Source organism: Halomonas sp. I5-271120 (assembly GCF_030553075.1).
Classification (GTDB): domain Bacteria; phylum Pseudomonadota; class Gammaproteobacteria; order Pseudomonadales; family Halomonadaceae; genus Onishia; species Onishia taeanensis_A.
This window is the reverse complement of record NZ_CP130701.1, coordinates 537,511-552,634: the sequence shown is the minus strand read 5'-3', so window position 1 is coordinate 552,634 and position 15,124 is coordinate 537,511. Positions and strand designations below refer to the sequence as shown.

12 protein-coding genes are annotated in these 15,124 nt (G+C 62.5%); 7 read left to right on the top strand and 5 right to left on the bottom strand.

Features of this window, described 5'->3' with window-relative positions:
* Window positions 1-15: 15 nt before the first annotated feature.
* From Q2K57_RS02430 to Q2K57_RS02420, 3 genes are all read left to right on the top strand, one after another.
* Entirely contained in the window at window positions 16-795 is a 780-nt protein-coding gene (locus tag Q2K57_RS02430) for a slipin family protein (RefSeq protein WP_304526032.1), read from the top strand.
* Window positions 796-1,356: 561 nt separating this feature from the next.
* The gene (locus Q2K57_RS02425; RefSeq protein WP_304526031.1) at window positions 1,357-2,847 is read left to right on the top strand and encodes a SulP family inorganic anion transporter; all 1,491 of its coding nucleotides are present in this window, start codon (window positions 1,357-1,359) and stop codon (window positions 2,845-2,847) included.
* Between the two features lie 124 nt (window positions 2,848-2,971).
* Entirely contained in the window at window positions 2,972-3,826 is an 855-nt protein-coding gene (locus Q2K57_RS02420; RefSeq protein ID WP_304526030.1) for a universal stress protein, read from the top strand.
* Between the two features lie 23 nt (window positions 3,827-3,849).
* Here Q2K57_RS02420 and Q2K57_RS02415 read toward each other — a convergent pair whose 3' ends face one another.
* A complete protein-coding gene (locus Q2K57_RS02415; RefSeq protein ID WP_304526029.1) occupies window positions 3,850-5,043 on the bottom strand; it encodes an MFS transporter in 1,194 nt (397 codons plus the stop codon).
* A gap of 132 nt (window positions 5,044-5,175) precedes the next feature.
* On the opposite strand from Q2K57_RS02415, the gene Q2K57_RS02410 reads away from it, so the two are divergent.
* Window positions 5,176-5,535 carry a RidA family protein gene (locus Q2K57_RS02410; protein WP_304526028.1) on the top strand — a complete coding sequence of 120 codons (360 nt, stop codon included), beginning with the start codon at window positions 5,176-5,178 and terminating at the stop codon, window positions 5,533-5,535.
* Here the strand turns inward: Q2K57_RS02410 and Q2K57_RS02405 are convergent.
* Window positions 5,525-6,280, bottom strand: coding sequence for an outer membrane lipoprotein carrier protein LolA (locus tag Q2K57_RS02405; RefSeq protein WP_304526027.1), 756 nt, complete (start codon window positions 6,278-6,280; stop codon window positions 5,525-5,527). The genes Q2K57_RS02410 and Q2K57_RS02405 overlap by 11 nt on opposite strands.
* A 127-nt stretch (window positions 6,281-6,407) precedes the next feature.
* On the bottom strand, window positions 6,408-7,274 hold the full coding sequence (locus Q2K57_RS02400) for a MurR/RpiR family transcriptional regulator (RefSeq protein WP_112054288.1): 867 nt from the start codon (window positions 7,272-7,274) through the stop codon (window positions 6,408-6,410).
* Between the two features lie 268 nt (window positions 7,275-7,542).
* Here Q2K57_RS02400 and zwf point away from each other — a divergent pair, with 268 nt between their 5' ends.
* From zwf to Q2K57_RS02385, 3 genes are all read left to right on the top strand, one after another.
* Window positions 7,543-9,036, top strand: a complete 1,494-nt coding sequence (zwf, locus tag Q2K57_RS02395) for a glucose-6-phosphate dehydrogenase (protein WP_112054290.1) — start codon at window positions 7,543-7,545, stop codon at window positions 9,034-9,036.
* A gap of 49 nt (window positions 9,037-9,085) precedes the next feature.
* Complete coding sequence (pgl, locus tag Q2K57_RS02390) at window positions 9,086-9,751, top strand: 6-phosphogluconolactonase (protein ID WP_304526026.1); 666 nt, start codon at window positions 9,086-9,088, stop codon at window positions 9,749-9,751.
* A 160-nt stretch (window positions 9,752-9,911) separates the two neighbouring features.
* Entirely contained in the window at window positions 9,912-10,574 is a 663-nt protein-coding gene (locus Q2K57_RS02385) for a bifunctional 4-hydroxy-2-oxoglutarate aldolase/2-dehydro-3-deoxy-phosphogluconate aldolase (protein ID WP_112054396.1), read from the top strand.
* Between the two features lie 160 nt (window positions 10,575-10,734).
* Here the strand turns inward: Q2K57_RS02385 and Q2K57_RS02380 are convergent, their stop codons facing one another.
* Entirely contained in the window at window positions 10,735-12,483 is a 1,749-nt protein-coding gene (locus tag Q2K57_RS02380) for an EAL domain-containing protein (RefSeq protein ID WP_258396027.1), read from the bottom strand.
* Between the two features lie 50 nt (window positions 12,484-12,533).
* On the bottom strand, window positions 12,534-15,098 hold the full coding sequence (locus Q2K57_RS02375) for an ATP-binding protein (protein ID WP_304526025.1): 2,565 nt from the start codon (window positions 15,096-15,098) through the stop codon (window positions 12,534-12,536).
* Window positions 15,099-15,124: the final 26 nt, after the last annotated feature.

Sequence of the window (15,124 nt, the reverse complement as noted above, 5' to 3'; positions counted from 1 at the left end):
AAGGAGGTGTGAGCCATGTGGATTTCCTATCTAGTGCCGGTGGTGCTGCTGATCATGCTGCTGGCGGCATCGATTCGCATCCTGCCGGAATACAAGCGTGGTGTGGTGTTCTTCCTGGGGCGCTTCCAACGGGTCATGGGGCCGGGGCTGTTATTCATTATCCCCGCTGTCCAGCGGATGCAGGTGGTCGATCTCCGGTTGATCACCATGGATGTGCCGGAGCAGGACGTGATTTCTCAGGACAACGTCACCGTCAGGGTCAATGCGGTGCTGTACTTCCGGGTAGTCGATCCGGAGAAGGCCATCATCCAGGTCGAGCACTATGTCAATGCCACCAGCCAGCTGGCCCAGACCACCCTGCGCTCGGTGCTTGGCAAGCACGAACTCGACGAAATGCTTTCCGAGCGCGACAAGCTCAATAAGGACATTCAGGAGATCATCGACAGCTCCGCCGAGGGGTGGGGCATCAAGGTCGCCAACGTCGAGATCAAGCACGTGGATCTCGACGAGAGCATGATCCGCGCCATCGCCCGCCAGGCTGAGGCGGAGCGCGAACGGCGCGCCAAGGTCATCCATGCCGAGGGCGAGCTGCAGGCCTCGAAGAAACTGGTCGAAGCCGCCAATGTGATGTCTGAAAACTCGGCAGCGTTGCAACTGCGCTACCTGCAGACCATGAGCGACATGAGCAACAAGAATGCCTCGACCATCTTCTTCCCGCTGCCCATGGATGTCATGCAGGCCTTCCGGGACATGGGTGAGTACCGGAAGCCCCCGGCACCGCCCCGGTCCGACTAAACAAGCGAGGTCGGCAGTCAGTGAGTGGCGGGCAAAATTTTGAGCAAGTGTTGAGTAGGTATTGAGTAAGTGTTGAGTCAACCGTGAGCTAAGCGGCCGGTGTGGCGAGCCCCTCGGCTGTCACGTTAGCCCAGGTCGTCACTTCTCCTAGGGTGCAGGTCGCGCAGTCAGCTGGTAGAATCCGCCGCTTGTCAAAACAGACGTTGATAACACCAGGGTCGAGGGTCGCCGTGACGGTCCTTGCCTGCGAGTGACGGGATGATTCACTGTGACAGCAGATACGATAGTTACTACTTGGCATAGCCTGCCAGCCACTGGCAGCACCCCGCCCTAGCGTTCCCTTTCCCATCCTGTCGCTGTCTTCATGGCAGCGTCATCGCTTGGCGTCATCCTGACGCCAAGCGTGCTGATTAGCGACACGCTCCGCCGCGTCTCCGGCCTGCCTTTGCTGGCAGGCCGAGCTTAGCGTCGCGCTTCAGGCGGCTCCCATATTTCGACGCCACCGCGCGCCACGCGCTTCGCGCCTTCGGGCATGACATGGACCCACGACTGGACCGCAGAATGATCCGATCAATCAAGCAAGACTGGTTTTCCAACATCAAGGGCGATTCGCTATCGGGAATCGTGGTGGCGCTGGCGCTGATTCCGGAGGCCATTGCCTTCTCGATCATTGCCGGCGTCGACCCCAAGGTCGGCCTCTACGCCTCCTTCTGTATTGCCGTGATCATCGCCTTCACCGGCGGTCGGCCGGGCATGATCTCGGCGGCGACTGGCGCCATGGCGCTGCTGATGGTGACGCTGGTCAAGGAGCATGGCCTTGAGTACCTGCTGGCGGCGACCCTGCTGACCGGGGTGCTGCAGATCGTGGCCGGCTATTTACGGCTCGCCGATCTGATGCGCTTCGTGTCGCGTTCGGTGGTCACCGGCTTCGTCAACGCCCTGGCGATCCTGATCTTCATGGCGCAGCTGCCTGAGCTCACCGACGTGACCTGGCATGTCTACGCCATGACGGCCGCGGGGCTCGGCATTATCTACCTGTTCCCGCTGATCCCGGTGATCGGCAAGACCCTGCCGTCTCCGCTGGTCTGCATCCTGGTGCTGACCGTGGTGTATATGGTCTCGGGCATGGATATTCGCACCGTCGGTGACATGGGGGATCTGCCGGATACCCTGCCGGTGTTCCTGTGGCCGGAAGTGCCGCTGAACCTCGAGACGCTCTGGATCATCCTGCCCTACTCGGTGATGCTGACCGTGGTGGGCCTGCTGGAATCGATGATGACCGCCACCATCGTCGACGACCTGACCGATACGCCTTCCAACAAGAACCGCGAGTGCAAGGGCCAGGGTATCGCCAACATTGGTGCCGGCCTGCTCGGCGGCATGGCGGGCTGCGCGATGATCGGTCAGTCGGTGATCAACATCAAATCCGGCGGGCGTGGGCGCCTGTCGACGCTGGTCGCCGGCGTGGTGCTGCTGATGATGGTCGTCTTCCTGTCCGATTGGGTCTCCCAGATTCCCATGGCGGCGCTGGTGGCCGTGATGATCATGGTCTCCATCGGTACCTTCAGTTGGACCTCGATCCGTGATCTGAAGAAGCATCCGCTGAGCACCAATATCGTGATGCTGACGACCGTGGTGGTGACCGTCAGCACTCATAACCTGGCGATGGGTGTCTTTGTCGGCGTGCTGCTGGCCTCGCTGTTCTTCGCCAACAAGGTCGGCAACATTCTCTACATCGGTACCGAGGCCACCGAAGATGGCCGCGGTCGTCGTTATCAGGTCGTCGGGCAGGTGTTCTTCGCCTCCGGCGAGCGCTTCATGGATGCCTTCGACTTCAAGGAAAGCGTCGAGCGAGTGGTGATCGACCTGTCCCGGGCGCATTTCTGGGATATCACGGCCGTCGAAGCGCTGGACAAGGCGGTGCTCAAGTTCCGCCGTGAAGGCACCGAGGTCGAGGTGATTGGCCTCAACGAAGCCAGTGCGACCATCGTCGACCGCTTCGCGGTCCACGACAAGCCGGACGCCGTGGACAAGCTGATGGGCGGCCACTGAGCCGCGAAGCGCGCCGGTGCTATTCAGCGCCGGCGCATTGCGGTAGAAAGGCGATAAACCAGGAAAGAAGAAAACCTGGAACGGCAACAGCAGAGACGCCACCCACCTGCCAAGGACCTGCACCATGACCGATCAAGTGATGGCAGCCATCGACGGCTCTCACTTCTCCACCGGCGTATGCGATTACGCTGCCTGGGCGAGCCTTGCCATGGCTGCGCCACTGACCTTCCTGCATGTGGTCGACAACCACCCACAGGTGGCCGAAGCCAACCTGACCGGCAACATCGGACTGGGCTCCCGGGAGCACCTGCTCGAGGAACTCACGACACTGGATGAACAGCGAGCGCGGCTGGCTCAGGAGCACGGCCGTGTGACGCTCGATGCCGCCAAGGCCCGTGCCATCGAAGATGGCGTGACGGAGCCTTCCTCACGCCAGCGCAACGGCGAGCTGGTCGAGACCCTGACCGAACTCGAGAACGACATCCGCTTGCTGGTAATTGGCAAGCGTGGCGAAGCCGCTCATCAGGCGCCCGAGCACCTGGGGTCCAACCTCGAGCGAGTGGTGCGCAGCCTGCATCGTCCGATTCTGATGGTGCCCGATGAGTTTCGCGCCCCCAAGCGAGTGATGATTGCCTTTGACGGCAGCAAGACCACCCGCAAGGGCGTCGAAATGATCGCCCAGAGCCCGCTGTTCAAGGGAATCGACTGTCATGTGGTGATGGTCGGAGCCGAGGTGGCCGATGTGCGCTCGCAGCTCGACTGGGCCTTGAAGACCCTCACGGACGCCGGCTTCGAAGCCCACGGCGAGATCCGCGCCGGTGAGGTGGAAGCGAGCCTGCGAGGCTACGCCGAAGAGCATGACATCGATATGCTGGTGATGGGCGCCTATGGCCACTCGCGGGTGCGCCACCTGCTGGTGGGTAGCACGACTACCACCATGCTGCGCCGGGCCAGCCTGCCGGTGCTGCTGTTGCGCTAACGGTGTTCGGCTGAACGAGGATCTCAGGGCGTGTCGGCATCTGCCGGAAGGGCGCCCTGAGCCAGCCACCAGCCGACTATCAGCAGGACCAGCATGCCACCCAGTACGCCCTCGAAAGTGATGCCGGCGTCCAGCGCGATGCCCAGCAGGGCCGGGGCGATGCCGGTGGAAAACACCATGGCGGCACTCAGCGTCGAGCGGACCGTGCCCAGGTGTTCGCTGCCCCATATCCTGACCAGCAGGCTGGTGGCGATCGGCTCCTGAGTGCCCATCGCCAGGCCTCCGCCGACCATCAGCGCCCATACCCCGAGATCGCCCCCTATCAGCATGGCCAGCAGTAGCGCGATAGCGAATGGCAGCAGGTAGAGGCGGGCCAGTAGCATGGGACCGATATGATCGACCAGGCGTCCACCCAGCAGGGCGCCAGGCAGCTTGGCGAGCCCCATGCCGGTCAACGCCAGGGCATAGGTCGCCAGGGTGCTGCCGAGATCTTCGGTCATGCGCGCCTGGTAGATGAACAGGCCGGTCATCGAGACCGGCAGGGTCATCAGCAATGGCAGCAGCCGCCAGAAACGCGTCTCGCGGAACGGGCGCGGTCCTTGGCGGCCCTCGTGAGAGGCCGGCCGCATGCCCGGCGCCTGCGGCCAGGGACCGCGCAAGAGCAGCGGCAGCCACAGGGTGGCAAGTACCAGGCCAAACAGCCACCACAGCTCCCGCCAGCCGAACCATACCAGCAGCATGGCGATCAGCGGTGGCAGGGCACTCTCACCCAGCATTACTCCCAGGCTGATCAGCCCTAGCGCGCGCCCGCGCTCGGCCACGAATTCGCGACCGGCCAGGGTGTTGCCCAGGTGAGTCATCATGCCCTGGCCGCATAGGCGCACCAGACCCAGGCCCAGCAGGCCCAGGAGCCACCAGGGAGCGAGGGTGAGCAGCGTAACGCCAAGTGCCAGGCTCGCCAGCACGAGAATGGCGAAGCGGCGCGGCGGGATCCAGTCGATGCTTGGGCCCAGTCTCAGCATGGCGAAGCCCGCGAACAGCGTGACCAGTGCATAGGCACTGCCGAATTCGCCGGCCGTTAGGCCTAGTCGATCACTGATGGGCGCCTGGAAGAGCCCGACGAAGAAGCTCTGCCCGAAGCTTGATGAGAACATCGCCAGAAAGGCGATGGACAGTAAGCCGCGATGATGACGCAGCAAGTCTCGATATCCCGCCATAATGGCCAACGTCCCTATCGGCTGGCACGGCGCCGCGTCGCAGGGCCGTGCTGAAGTAAAGTGTTTTCCGCCCTGTTGCGCTGTATTAGGATGCCGTTTGGATTTGCCACTCACTCAAGCAGCGAGACACTCATGACCATCGTTCGACATGATACCAAGGCACGCATGAGCCGCGCCGTGATCCACAACGGAGTGGGCTATCTGTGTGGCCAGGTGGCCGGCCCCGAAGCACGTCACGGCGATATCGCCGAGCAGACCCGCAGCATGCTAGAGCGTGTCGAAGCGCTGCTCGAGGAAGTCGGTTCCAACCGCGAGCACCTGCTCTCGGCGACCATTTATCTCAAGGAAGGCCACGATTTTGCCGCCATGAACGAGGTCTGGGACGCCTGGGTGCCCGAAGGGCATGCCCCGGCGCGGACTTGCATCACCGCACCGATGCCAGCCGATGAGCTCAAGGTCGAGATCACCGTTACCTGCGCCATCAAGGGCTGAGCGACGTCTCACCCTTCCGGGGAGCGTCTTCTTCGCTCCCCGCCTTGTGCTCCTGCTCCATTGCCGAACCGGTCGCGGTATCCTCCAGGGGTTCCGAGGCGGGCGTTTGCCCCGTTGCCAGGGGCTCGCCGGTCAGCCAGTTCACCAGCCAGGGCACCAGGCTCTCGTTGATCACTTCTTCGCTATCAGTCAGCTGGATGGTGAGGGTGTCGCCATTGGCGATGGCCATGTCCAGGCGCTCGATTCGCTCGCCGCCAGAAAGGGTCAGGGTTGTCAGCGGCAGCTCCAGGCCCAAAGCCCTAGGGTGAAGCGATACTTGCCATGCGTCGCTGTCACCGGAAAGGTCGAGCCGGTAGTCCTCATCGAGCGCTGAAAAGTGCCCGCCGATTAGATCGACCATGTGGCGCTGAAAGGTCTCGCGCTCGGGTAACAGTGCCTCGATGTCGGTTTCTACGTCGTTTGCGTCGGCAGTTGGCCCATATGCCACCTGGCCCGGCGTGAAGCTCAGTACCTGACGACTGGGCGACTCGAAGAGCCAGATCAGCTGTCGGTCACGCTGATACAGGAAGCGGCCTTGGCTGTGCAGGCGGACTTCTCGTTCGGCCAGCCAGTGGAGTTGGCGAAAGTGGCCTTGCATCCGTTCGGGAGTGGCCAGACGTGTCTCCAGTTCATCGAGATCGAAGGCATGAGCCGGCAGGCTTGCAAGCACCAGAGGCAGCAGCAGGGCGAGCACTCTGGCGTTCATGATCTCTTCCGGGGCGCGGCGTAGTTCATCGGGCGTTCTCTTGCTTCTGTATGCGGGAGGGCCGTCAGTGTAACGCAGCAGGTGACCGACAGCTGCCCTCGGCTACTGCAGGCGTTCCGTGCAGCCCTCAGGATGCATCCGAATCGGTCGGGAAGCGGGTCGGCTGCAGGCTTTCCTTGATCTTCTTCAGGTGGTCGAGGAAATCCTCGCCGCGGCGCAGGGTCACGCCGGTGGCCAGCACGTCGATCAGTGCCAGGTGGATCATGCGCGAGGTCATCGGCATGTAGACATCGGTATCTTCTGGCGTCGTGACCTCAAGGGTCTCGGTGCATTCCCTGGCCAGCGGCGAGTCAGGGGCGGTGATACCCAGCACCACGGCGCTGTTGTCACGGGCCAGCCGGGCGATCTCGACCAGCTCTCGGGTACGTCCGGTATAGGAGATGATCACCACCACGTCGCCGGTATGGCAGGAGGCGGCGACCATGCGCTGCATCAGCACGTCCTCGTAGGCCATCACCGGCAGGTTGAAGCGAAAGAACTTGTGCTGGGCATCCTGGGCCACCGGCCCCGAGGCCCCGAGGCCGAAGAAGTGAATCTGCTTGGCCTGAATCAGGTAATCGACGGCTCGCTCGACGCGCTTGGCATCCAGCTCGCGGCGGGCCTCGTCGAGGGCGGCGATGGTGGCGCCGAAGATCTTGTCACCGTAGTGGGCGGCATCGTCGTCGCGCTCGACGTTTCGACTGACGTAGGGTGTACCACCGGCCAGACTCTGTGCCAGCTTGATCTTGAAATCCGGGTAACCCTTGGCCTCGAAGTTACGGCAGAAACGGTTGACGGTCGGTTCGCTGACCGAGGCCGCTTGTGCCAGGGTGGCGATGCTCATGCCGGTGGCAGATGCCGGGTCCTGCAGGATGACGTCGGCCACCTTGCGCTCGGAGCGATTGAGCTCGTCCAGACGAGCGCGGATGCGGGCGATCAGATCGTGACTGGCCATGCTGAGGGAAAGTCTCCGTAGCGACGAACATGACGAGGCGGCATGATGGGCAGGCTGTGCCGCACTCGCGGAGCGATCCGCGGCGCGGTCCTCGTCATGTAGTGATTTAACTACATTATGCAGGATATGCTAGCGTGAGCGGCAGGTGTGCGCCAAATCAACGCCATTGCCATGCCGAGCAAGTGGTAAAGTTACTTATAAATATTGCTTTTTGTCGCGCGAATAACGTATTTTGTGCGTAAGTTAACCATATTTCAGGGAGCGAGGCATGACCCGCGATACCCGTTCTCAGAACACTGGCCACCTGGATGTCGACCTGGCCCTGTTCGGTGCTTTGGGCGATCTGGCCCTGCGCAAGCTGTTTCCAGCGCTTTATCAGCTTGATCGCGAAGGGCTGATGCCCGCCGATACCCGCGTGCTCGGTCTGGCGCGTCACGAGCTGGATGTCAGCGACTTTCGCGACAAGGTGGCCGAGGCCCTGAAGAAACGGGTCAAGCCCAAGGAGCAGGACGCCGAGAGTCTGGCTCGCTTCCTCGAGCGTATCGACTACGCCAAGGTCGACTTCGCCAAGCCCGACGATTATCAGGCCGTGCGCGCCTGGCGAGAGGGGTCGCCACGGCCGATGGTGGTCTATCTGTCGGTGCCGGCGAAAATCTATGGCGACATCTGCCGCAACCTCGACACCAGCGGCAGCCTCGATGACGAGTCGCGGGTGGTGGTCGAAAAGCCGATCGGCTATGACCTGATCTCGTCTCAGGAAATCAATGACGTCATCGGCGAAGTGTTCCCGGAATCGCGGATCTATCGCATCGATCACTACCTGGGCAAGGAAACCGTTCAGAACCTGATCGCGCTGCGTTTCGCCAACCCGCTGTTCGGCACCCAGTGGAACCAGAACCATATCTCCCACGTTGAAATCACCGTGGCCGAGGAAGTGGGTATCGAAGGGCGCTGGGGCTACTTCGACCAGGCAGGCCAGCTGCGCGACATGGTGCAGAACCACTTGCTGCAGCTGCTCTGCCTGACGGCCATGGATCCGCCCTCGAATCTTGACGCCGATGCTATCCGTGACGAGAAGGTCAAGGTGCTCAAGGCCCTGAAACCCTTCACCCATGAGTCACTGGACAGGGACGTGGTGCGCGGTCAGTACACCGCCGGCACCAGCGCCGGTCAGGCGGTGCCTGGCTATCTCGAGGAAGAGGGTGCCAATACCGAGAGCCATACCGAGACCTTCGTGGCCATGAAGACCGAAGTGGCCAACTGGCGCTGGGCAGGGGTGCCGTTCTATCTGCGCACCGGCAAGCGCTTGCCGGACAAGCTGTCGCAGATCGTCATTCATTTCCGCCAGCAGCCGCATTATATCTTCGATCCGGACCAGCGCAGCCTGGCGGCCAACAAGCTGGTCATCCGCCTGCAGCCTGAAGAAGGCATTGCCTTGCAGGTGTTGACCAAAGATGCAGGGCTCGACAAGGGCATGCGCCTGCGCACCGGCCCACTGCATCTGGATTTCAACAGCGCCTTCCCCAAGACGCGGATTCCCGATGCCTACGAGCGTCTGCTGCTCGAGGTAATGAAGGGGCAGCAGTACCTGTTCGTGCGTCGCGACGAGATTGAATATGCCTGGCGCTGGTGCGATCAGCTGATCGCCGGCTGGGACGATCGTGGTACGCCGCCACGGCGCTACCCGGCGGGGTCCTGGGGGCCGGTGGCCTCGATCGCCATGATCACCCAGGACGGCCGTAGCTGGTACGAAGACTATTGACCCGGTGCCCCGCGAGCGGGGCACCACGATAACTGCACGAGGATGCAACATGAGCACCAGTCGCGAACATTTGGCCCACCAGCTGGCTGAGGCCGTGGCCGAAGCACTGCGCGCCGATCTCGCACATCAGGACAGGGCCTTGCTGGTGGTCTCCGGCGGTTCCACCCCGGTGCCGTTCTTCCATGCTCTGGCCGCCAAGTCGCTGCCCTGGTCGCGCATCGACGTGACCCTGGCCGACGAGCGCTGGGTCGCCGAGGACGCCGATGACAGCAATGCCCGGCTGGTGCGCGAGCACTTGCTGACGGCAGAAGCGGCTGCCGCCAATTTCGTGCCTCTGACCACCGACGATGCCACCCCGGAGCAGGGCGCGGCGGCCGTCGGCGAGCGTCTGGCGGGGCTTAGCTGGCCGGCAAGCATGGTCATTCTCGGCATGGGCGACGATGGCCACACGGCCTCGCTGTTCCCGGATAGCCAGGAACTGCCGCTGGCGCTGAGTACCGAAGCGACGGTCGTTGCGGTGCGTACCCCCAGCCAGCCCCAGGCGCGGATTACTCTGAGCGCCGACCGGCTGCATCAGGCCAAGCGCCATGTGCTACATCTCAACGGCGAGGGCAAGCGTTCCAAGCTGGCCGCGGCCCTGGGCGGCGATGACGTGCAAGCGCTGCCGATTCGCGCCTTCCTCGCTTGCCCGCTGGCGATCTACTGGGCGCCCTAGGAAACACTGAATGAATGCCTGCGCGTTTCAATCACTGCGTTGCGCGGTGCTCGGAATCCTCACATATACCGCATATGCTCCGGTTCCTGTGCTCCGTGCGCCTTGTGCTTGAACCGCTCGACGATTGATTCAGCGCTTCCTTGACTTTTTGGAGACCATCATGACCATCGACAAGCAGCTGCCTTCCACCCGCACGACCGAACTCGACAGTATCTGTCTCAAGGCCGAGGTGATTCCGGTGATCACCATCGAACGGATCGAGGATGCAGTCCCTCTGGCACGCGCTTTGGTCGAGGGCGGCCTGCCGGTGCTGGAGATCACCCTGCGAACCGACTGTGCGCTTGAGGCCATCCGCCGCATGCGCGAAGCCCTGCCCGGCGCCAGCATCGGCGTTGGCACCGTGCTGACGCCGGCTCAGTACCGTCAGGCCGAACAGGTCGGGGCCGATTTTGTGGTGACTCCCGGGGCGACCGAGGCGCTGTATCGCTATGGGGTCGAGAGCCCGGTGCCCATGCTGCCCGGTATCTCTACCATCTCTGAGCTGATGACCGGCTGGCAGTATGGCTATCGTCGCTTCAAGTTCTTCCCGGCGGAATCCAGTGGCGGTGCCAAGGCCATCAAGTCCTTCGGCGGCCCGATTCCCGAGGCGCGCTTCTGCCCGACCGGCGGCATCACCGTCGACAATGCCGAAGACTACCTCAAGCTGCCTAACGTGATGTGTGTGGGCGGCTCCTGGCTGACGCCCCAGGCGCTGGTCGAGGCCGAGGACTGGGACGGCATCCGCGAGCTGGCACGCCAGGCCGCCGAGCGTTTCCACCACTGAACCGGCCGCCGGCAGAGTGCTTCATCGCTAAACGTTTCTCTCTCGACAGCTCTGCTGTTGTTCGACCCGCCGCTGGCGGGTCTTTTTTTACCTGCCGAGTCGCTTCCCATCGCTATCGCTACCGGCGGTACTCCCTGCCGTAAGGCTATCTGGGCAGGCGCTAGGCCATCGCCGCTTGCTGCTGGCGATGCCAGTCGGCGAAGGCCTCAGGCGGCAGCGGGCGGGAATAGTAGTAGCCCTGAGCGGTCTCAAAGCCCAGCTCGCGGAGCAGGGTCGCCTGGGAGGCTTGCTCGATGCCTTCGGCGACCACGTCGCAACAGAAGCTGTGCGCCATGGCGATGACGGTGGCGGCCAGATTGCGGTCCTCTTCGCTATCCGGAAGAGGACTGACGAAGGCGCGATCAATCTTCAGGGTGCTGACCGGCAGGGTCTTCAAGTAGGCAAGCGACGAGTAGCCGGTGCCGAAGTCATCGATGGCGATACGAGTGCCGGCGCGAGCGAGGATGGTGAGCTGCTCGCGGGCCAGGCCGACATCCACCATCAGCCCCGATTCGGTGACTTCGAGTCCCAGGCTGGAGCCGGGCAGGTCGTACCAGCGCAGACGTTCCAGCAGCCGCTCGGCGAAATCCTGTCGCGACAGTTGGCGGGCCGCCACGTTGATGGCCAGGTGGAAGTCCTCATTGATCCAGGCTTCCTGGCGCCACGCCTTGAGCTGATCGAGCGCCGCATCGATGACCCAGTCGCCGATGGCGAGGATATCGCCGCTGGCTTCGGCCAGAGGGATGAAGTCGGCCGGCGAGACCGTTCCGAAGTCGGGATGATGCCAGCGCAGCAGCGCCTCGGCACCGACTGCTCGTCCGCTGGCAAGATCGACCTTGGGCTGGAAGGCCAGCTCGAGCTCGCCCCGTTCTCCTGCACCGCGCAGAGCCTGTTGCAGCCTTAGGCGACGGCGCTGTTGCTGCTCAAGGGTCTCGGAATAGTACTGCACCATCGGCGAGTAACCATGAGGAAGGGCCAGTGCGGCCTGGTGGATCAGACGCTCGGGTTCGAAGCGGCTGGCCTGGCAGATGCCGACTCGCGCCTTGATGGACAGCAGCAGGTCGCCCACGGGGTGGTCCTGATGAATCAGGCGACACAGACAGTTGGCCAGCTCAACGAGGGTTGCGGTATCCACGGGATCGGGGCAGATCACCAGCCACTCAGTGCCTCCCCAGGGACCGACGACATGCGAGGGCGGCAGCTTGGCCGCGAGTCGCTGGCCGAGCTGTTTGAGCAGCCCTTCGATGGCGCTGTAGCCATGCAGGCGCACGATGTCATCCAGCTCGTCCAGGGCGATGAAGAGGATGCCGGTGGGGTCGCTAAGCGTTGCGCGCTGTTCTAGCACCTCACTCAATCCATGGCGGTTGGGCAGATCGGTCGTCGGATCGGTGCGCGTTTGGCGTTCGAGCGCCTGGGTGCGCAATGACACCAGGTGTTCGAGGGCTTCCGCCTGCTGATCTCGGACCTCGAAGCGGTGTTGCACCGAAAGGACATTATTGATGCGCTGCAAGACCTCATCGTGGCGAAAGGGCTTGGTCAGGAAGTCACGCGCGCCTAGAGACAGGGCTGTTTGCCGGGTCTCATGATCGTGCTGGGCGGTGAGCACGATCACCGGTGGCGCCTGGGAGTCGAAGCGTTCCGTGAGAGCACTCATGACGCCATGGCCGTCAAGGCCCGGCATGCGGATGTCGAGGAGGATAAGATCCGGGCAATCGGCCTCGCAGAGCGACACCACGCGACTGCTGTCGCTGGTGCTGGTGACGTTTTCGAAGCCGTGATCGTCGAGCAGATCGAGCAGCAGCTCGACGTTTGCCGGATTATCGTCAACCACCAGCAGGCGCTTATGGGTCAGGGCGGTGTCATCCGTCAACGTAGGGCTCCTTGAATCGCGGGCATCATGTGAGCATCAGGTATCGAGCATCAGGACAGCAGGCGAGCCAGCGTCTCGCTAAATGTGCCTAGATCTAGCGGCTTGGTGAGATAGGCATCGAAACCGGCCTTTTGGCCGGGTTGCTGGTCGCAGGCCATGGCATTGGCCGACAGGGCGATCACCGGCAGATCGGCATGCTCGGTGGATTGGCGCAGCACGGCCAATGCCTGATAGCCGTCCATGCCCGGTAGGTGCAGGTCCATTAGCACCAGATCCGGAGGGCAGTGGCGGATCAGCTCGAGGCCGACTTCAGCACTGGGCACCACCTGCAGGCTGAAACCTTCGAGATCCTCGATGATGTCCTCCATGAGACGCTGATTGGCGGGGTTGTCTTCGATGTAGAGCAGTCGATGACCCGTCAGGCGGGTGTTCGTCTCATTTGCATCCGGCGAGGCGTCATGTTCCTTGGCTGCGCCATTAACGGCCAGCGGCAGTTCGAACCAGAAGTCGCTGCCTTCGCCGGGGGTGCTGTCGACGCCGATGGAGCCCTGCATGTGCACAACCAGCTCGCGGGTGATGGCCAGGCCAATTCCGGTGCCCTCGATAGCACTGTGTTCGGCGGTAAGTCGTTGAAAGGGCTCGAACAGCTCTGCCTGATGCTCGGTAGGAATTCCATGGCCGGTGTCACTGACGGTGACGCGCACGCGAGAGTCGATTAGCGTGACGTACAGCTTCACGTGCCCGGCTTCACGGTTGTACTTGATGGCGTTGGACATCAGGTTCAACAACACCTGCTTGGTGCGGGTGTAGTCGGCAATCACGGCAATATCCGGCTCGGGTGACCTGGCCATCAGTTTGATGCCGGCATTCTCGGCGATGCCGGCCAGGGTGTCACTGGCATCCTTGATAAGGCTACCCAGCAGCAGAGGCTCCAGAGAGAGTTGCAGGTGCCCGGCCTCGATCTTGGCGAGATCCAGTACCTCATTGATCAAGCCGAGCAGATGATGGCCGCTCTTTTCGATCTGGTGGACCTGGCGCTGCTGGCGTTCGTTGAGCGGTGCTTTGCGGCTGTTGGCAAGCAACTGGGCGAAGCCGAGAATCGCGTTGAGCGGGGTGCGCAGCTCATGACTCATCGAGGAAAGAAAGTCGCTCTTGGCCAAGTTGGCCTTTTCCGCCTGGTCTCTTGCGGCAGCCAGTTCGGCGATGATGTTCTCGCGCTGTGCTCGCTGACGATAGAAGTTGATCAAGAGGGCACAGGTCGCCGTAAAGGGCTCGATCCAGTCAAGCAGCGCCTTGTTGAAGCGCTGGGGGCTGTTGGCGATGGCGTACATGCCGATCACCTGGTCGCCGTCGTGAATCGGTACGCCCAGATAGTTGTGGATGGCGGGATGACCGGAAGGAAAGCCGCTGCGATTTGGGTGTGAAGCGACGTCATTGGTCATCACCGTTTCGCCGTGGGCGAACACCCGGCCAAGCAGGCTGTTGGGATTATCCAGCGTCATGTCACCACTGCGTAGCCGCAACATCAATTTACGGGATTCCTCGCTCCAGCTCAGGTCGGTGATGGCATGAATCTTCAGCGCGGGATGTCCCTCGACCTTGATGACTTCGCCGATCAGCGCGTAATCGCTGCCGGTGAGCACTTGCAGACCTTCCATCAGGAACTCCCAGAGGTGCTCTCCCGACATCAGGGCCTGATAGTCGGTGATTCCCTGATGAAGCACCTTGAGCAGTGCCGCTTGTCGCTGAGCAGAGGTGATGTCGTGGGCGACGCCGACGGTGCCGCGAATGTTGCCCTGTGCATCGCGCAGTGGCGATACGGTCACATCGAACACGGTGTCGTTGAGCGGGGGCAGAATGAAGCGCTCGGGCACGCCTTGGCGTATGACCAGCTGCTCCGCGGCGGCCAGACGCTCGGCGATGGGGGCAGGCAGGTGCTCCTCGACTTTGAGGGGATCTAACGGAACGTCATCGAGTCCCAGCTTATCCAGGCAGGCACGGTTGGCCGTCAGATAGCGTCCCCCAGTGCTGCGGGCGTAGATGGGGTCCCGGCTGCTGTCGAGGACGCCTTGCAACAGGCTGCTGAGGTGCTTGATTTCGGCCTTTTTCTCGGCCTCCTCGACGCGGAGCAGGTGCAAGCGCAGCAACTCTTCGGCTTGGGCGGCTAGCATGGCCAAGCGAAGGTGCTCGTTGGGACCGAACGTGCGTGGACGGGTGTCGATCAAACACAGAGTGCCGATCGGCAGGGCATCCTGAGGGCGTAGCGGGTGACCGGCGTAGAAGCGGATATTCGGGGGGCCGGTGACCAGGGGGTGATCGACAAAGGCGGGGTCACTGGCAGTGTCTTCGATGACAAAGGGAGCGTCATTGGCGACGGCATGGCCACAGAAGGAAACATCGCGGTGCGTTTCGCGGATATCGAGGCCGTGGCATGATTTGAACCACTGACGCTTGTCGTCGACCAGCGAGATCAAGGCGATAGGGACGTCGAAGAGTTCCTGTGCCAGGCGCGTCAGACCATCCAGGCCATCTTCGGCGGGGGTGTCAAGGATCTGCAGTGCCTGTAGGGCGGCCAGCCGACGAGTTTCTTCAGGATGTTTACCGGGTATTTTCATGGCCCTGCTCCGAGCAATAGTCGCCA

Excerpts from the sequence above, each read along its gene's own strand:
- Q2K57_RS02385 (WP_112054396.1), top strand. The coding sequence starts at position 9,912 with ATGACCATCGACAAGCAGCTGCCTTCCACCCGCACGACCGAACTCGAC.
- pgl (WP_304526026.1), top strand. The coding sequence starts at position 9,086 with ATGAGCACCAGTCGCGAACATTTGGCCCACCAGCTGGCTGAGGCCGTG.
- Q2K57_RS02415 (WP_304526029.1), bottom strand. The coding sequence starts at position 5,043 with ATGGCGGGATATCGAGACTTGCTGCGTCATCATCGCGGCTTACTGTCC.
- Q2K57_RS02410 (WP_304526028.1), top strand. The coding sequence starts at position 5,176 with ATGACCATCGTTCGACATGATACCAAGGCACGCATGAGCCGCGCCGTG.
- Q2K57_RS02425 (WP_304526031.1), top strand. The coding sequence starts at position 1,357 with ATGATCCGATCAATCAAGCAAGACTGGTTTTCCAACATCAAGGGCGAT.
- Q2K57_RS02405 (WP_304526027.1), bottom strand. The coding sequence starts at position 6,280 with ATGAACGCCAGAGTGCTCGCCCTGCTGCTGCCTCTGGTGCTTGCAAGC.
- Q2K57_RS02400 (WP_112054288.1), bottom strand. The coding sequence starts at position 7,274 with ATGGCCAGTCACGATCTGATCGCCCGCATCCGCGCTCGTCTGGACGAG.
- Q2K57_RS02430 (WP_304526032.1), top strand. The coding sequence starts at position 16 with ATGTGGATTTCCTATCTAGTGCCGGTGGTGCTGCTGATCATGCTGCTG.
- Q2K57_RS02375 (WP_304526025.1), bottom strand. The coding sequence starts at position 15,098 with ATGAAAATACCCGGTAAACATCCTGAAGAAACTCGTCGGCTGGCCGCC.
- Q2K57_RS02420 (WP_304526030.1), top strand. The coding sequence starts at position 2,972 with ATGACCGATCAAGTGATGGCAGCCATCGACGGCTCTCACTTCTCCACC.
- zwf (WP_112054290.1), top strand. The coding sequence starts at position 7,543 with ATGACCCGCGATACCCGTTCTCAGAACACTGGCCACCTGGATGTCGAC.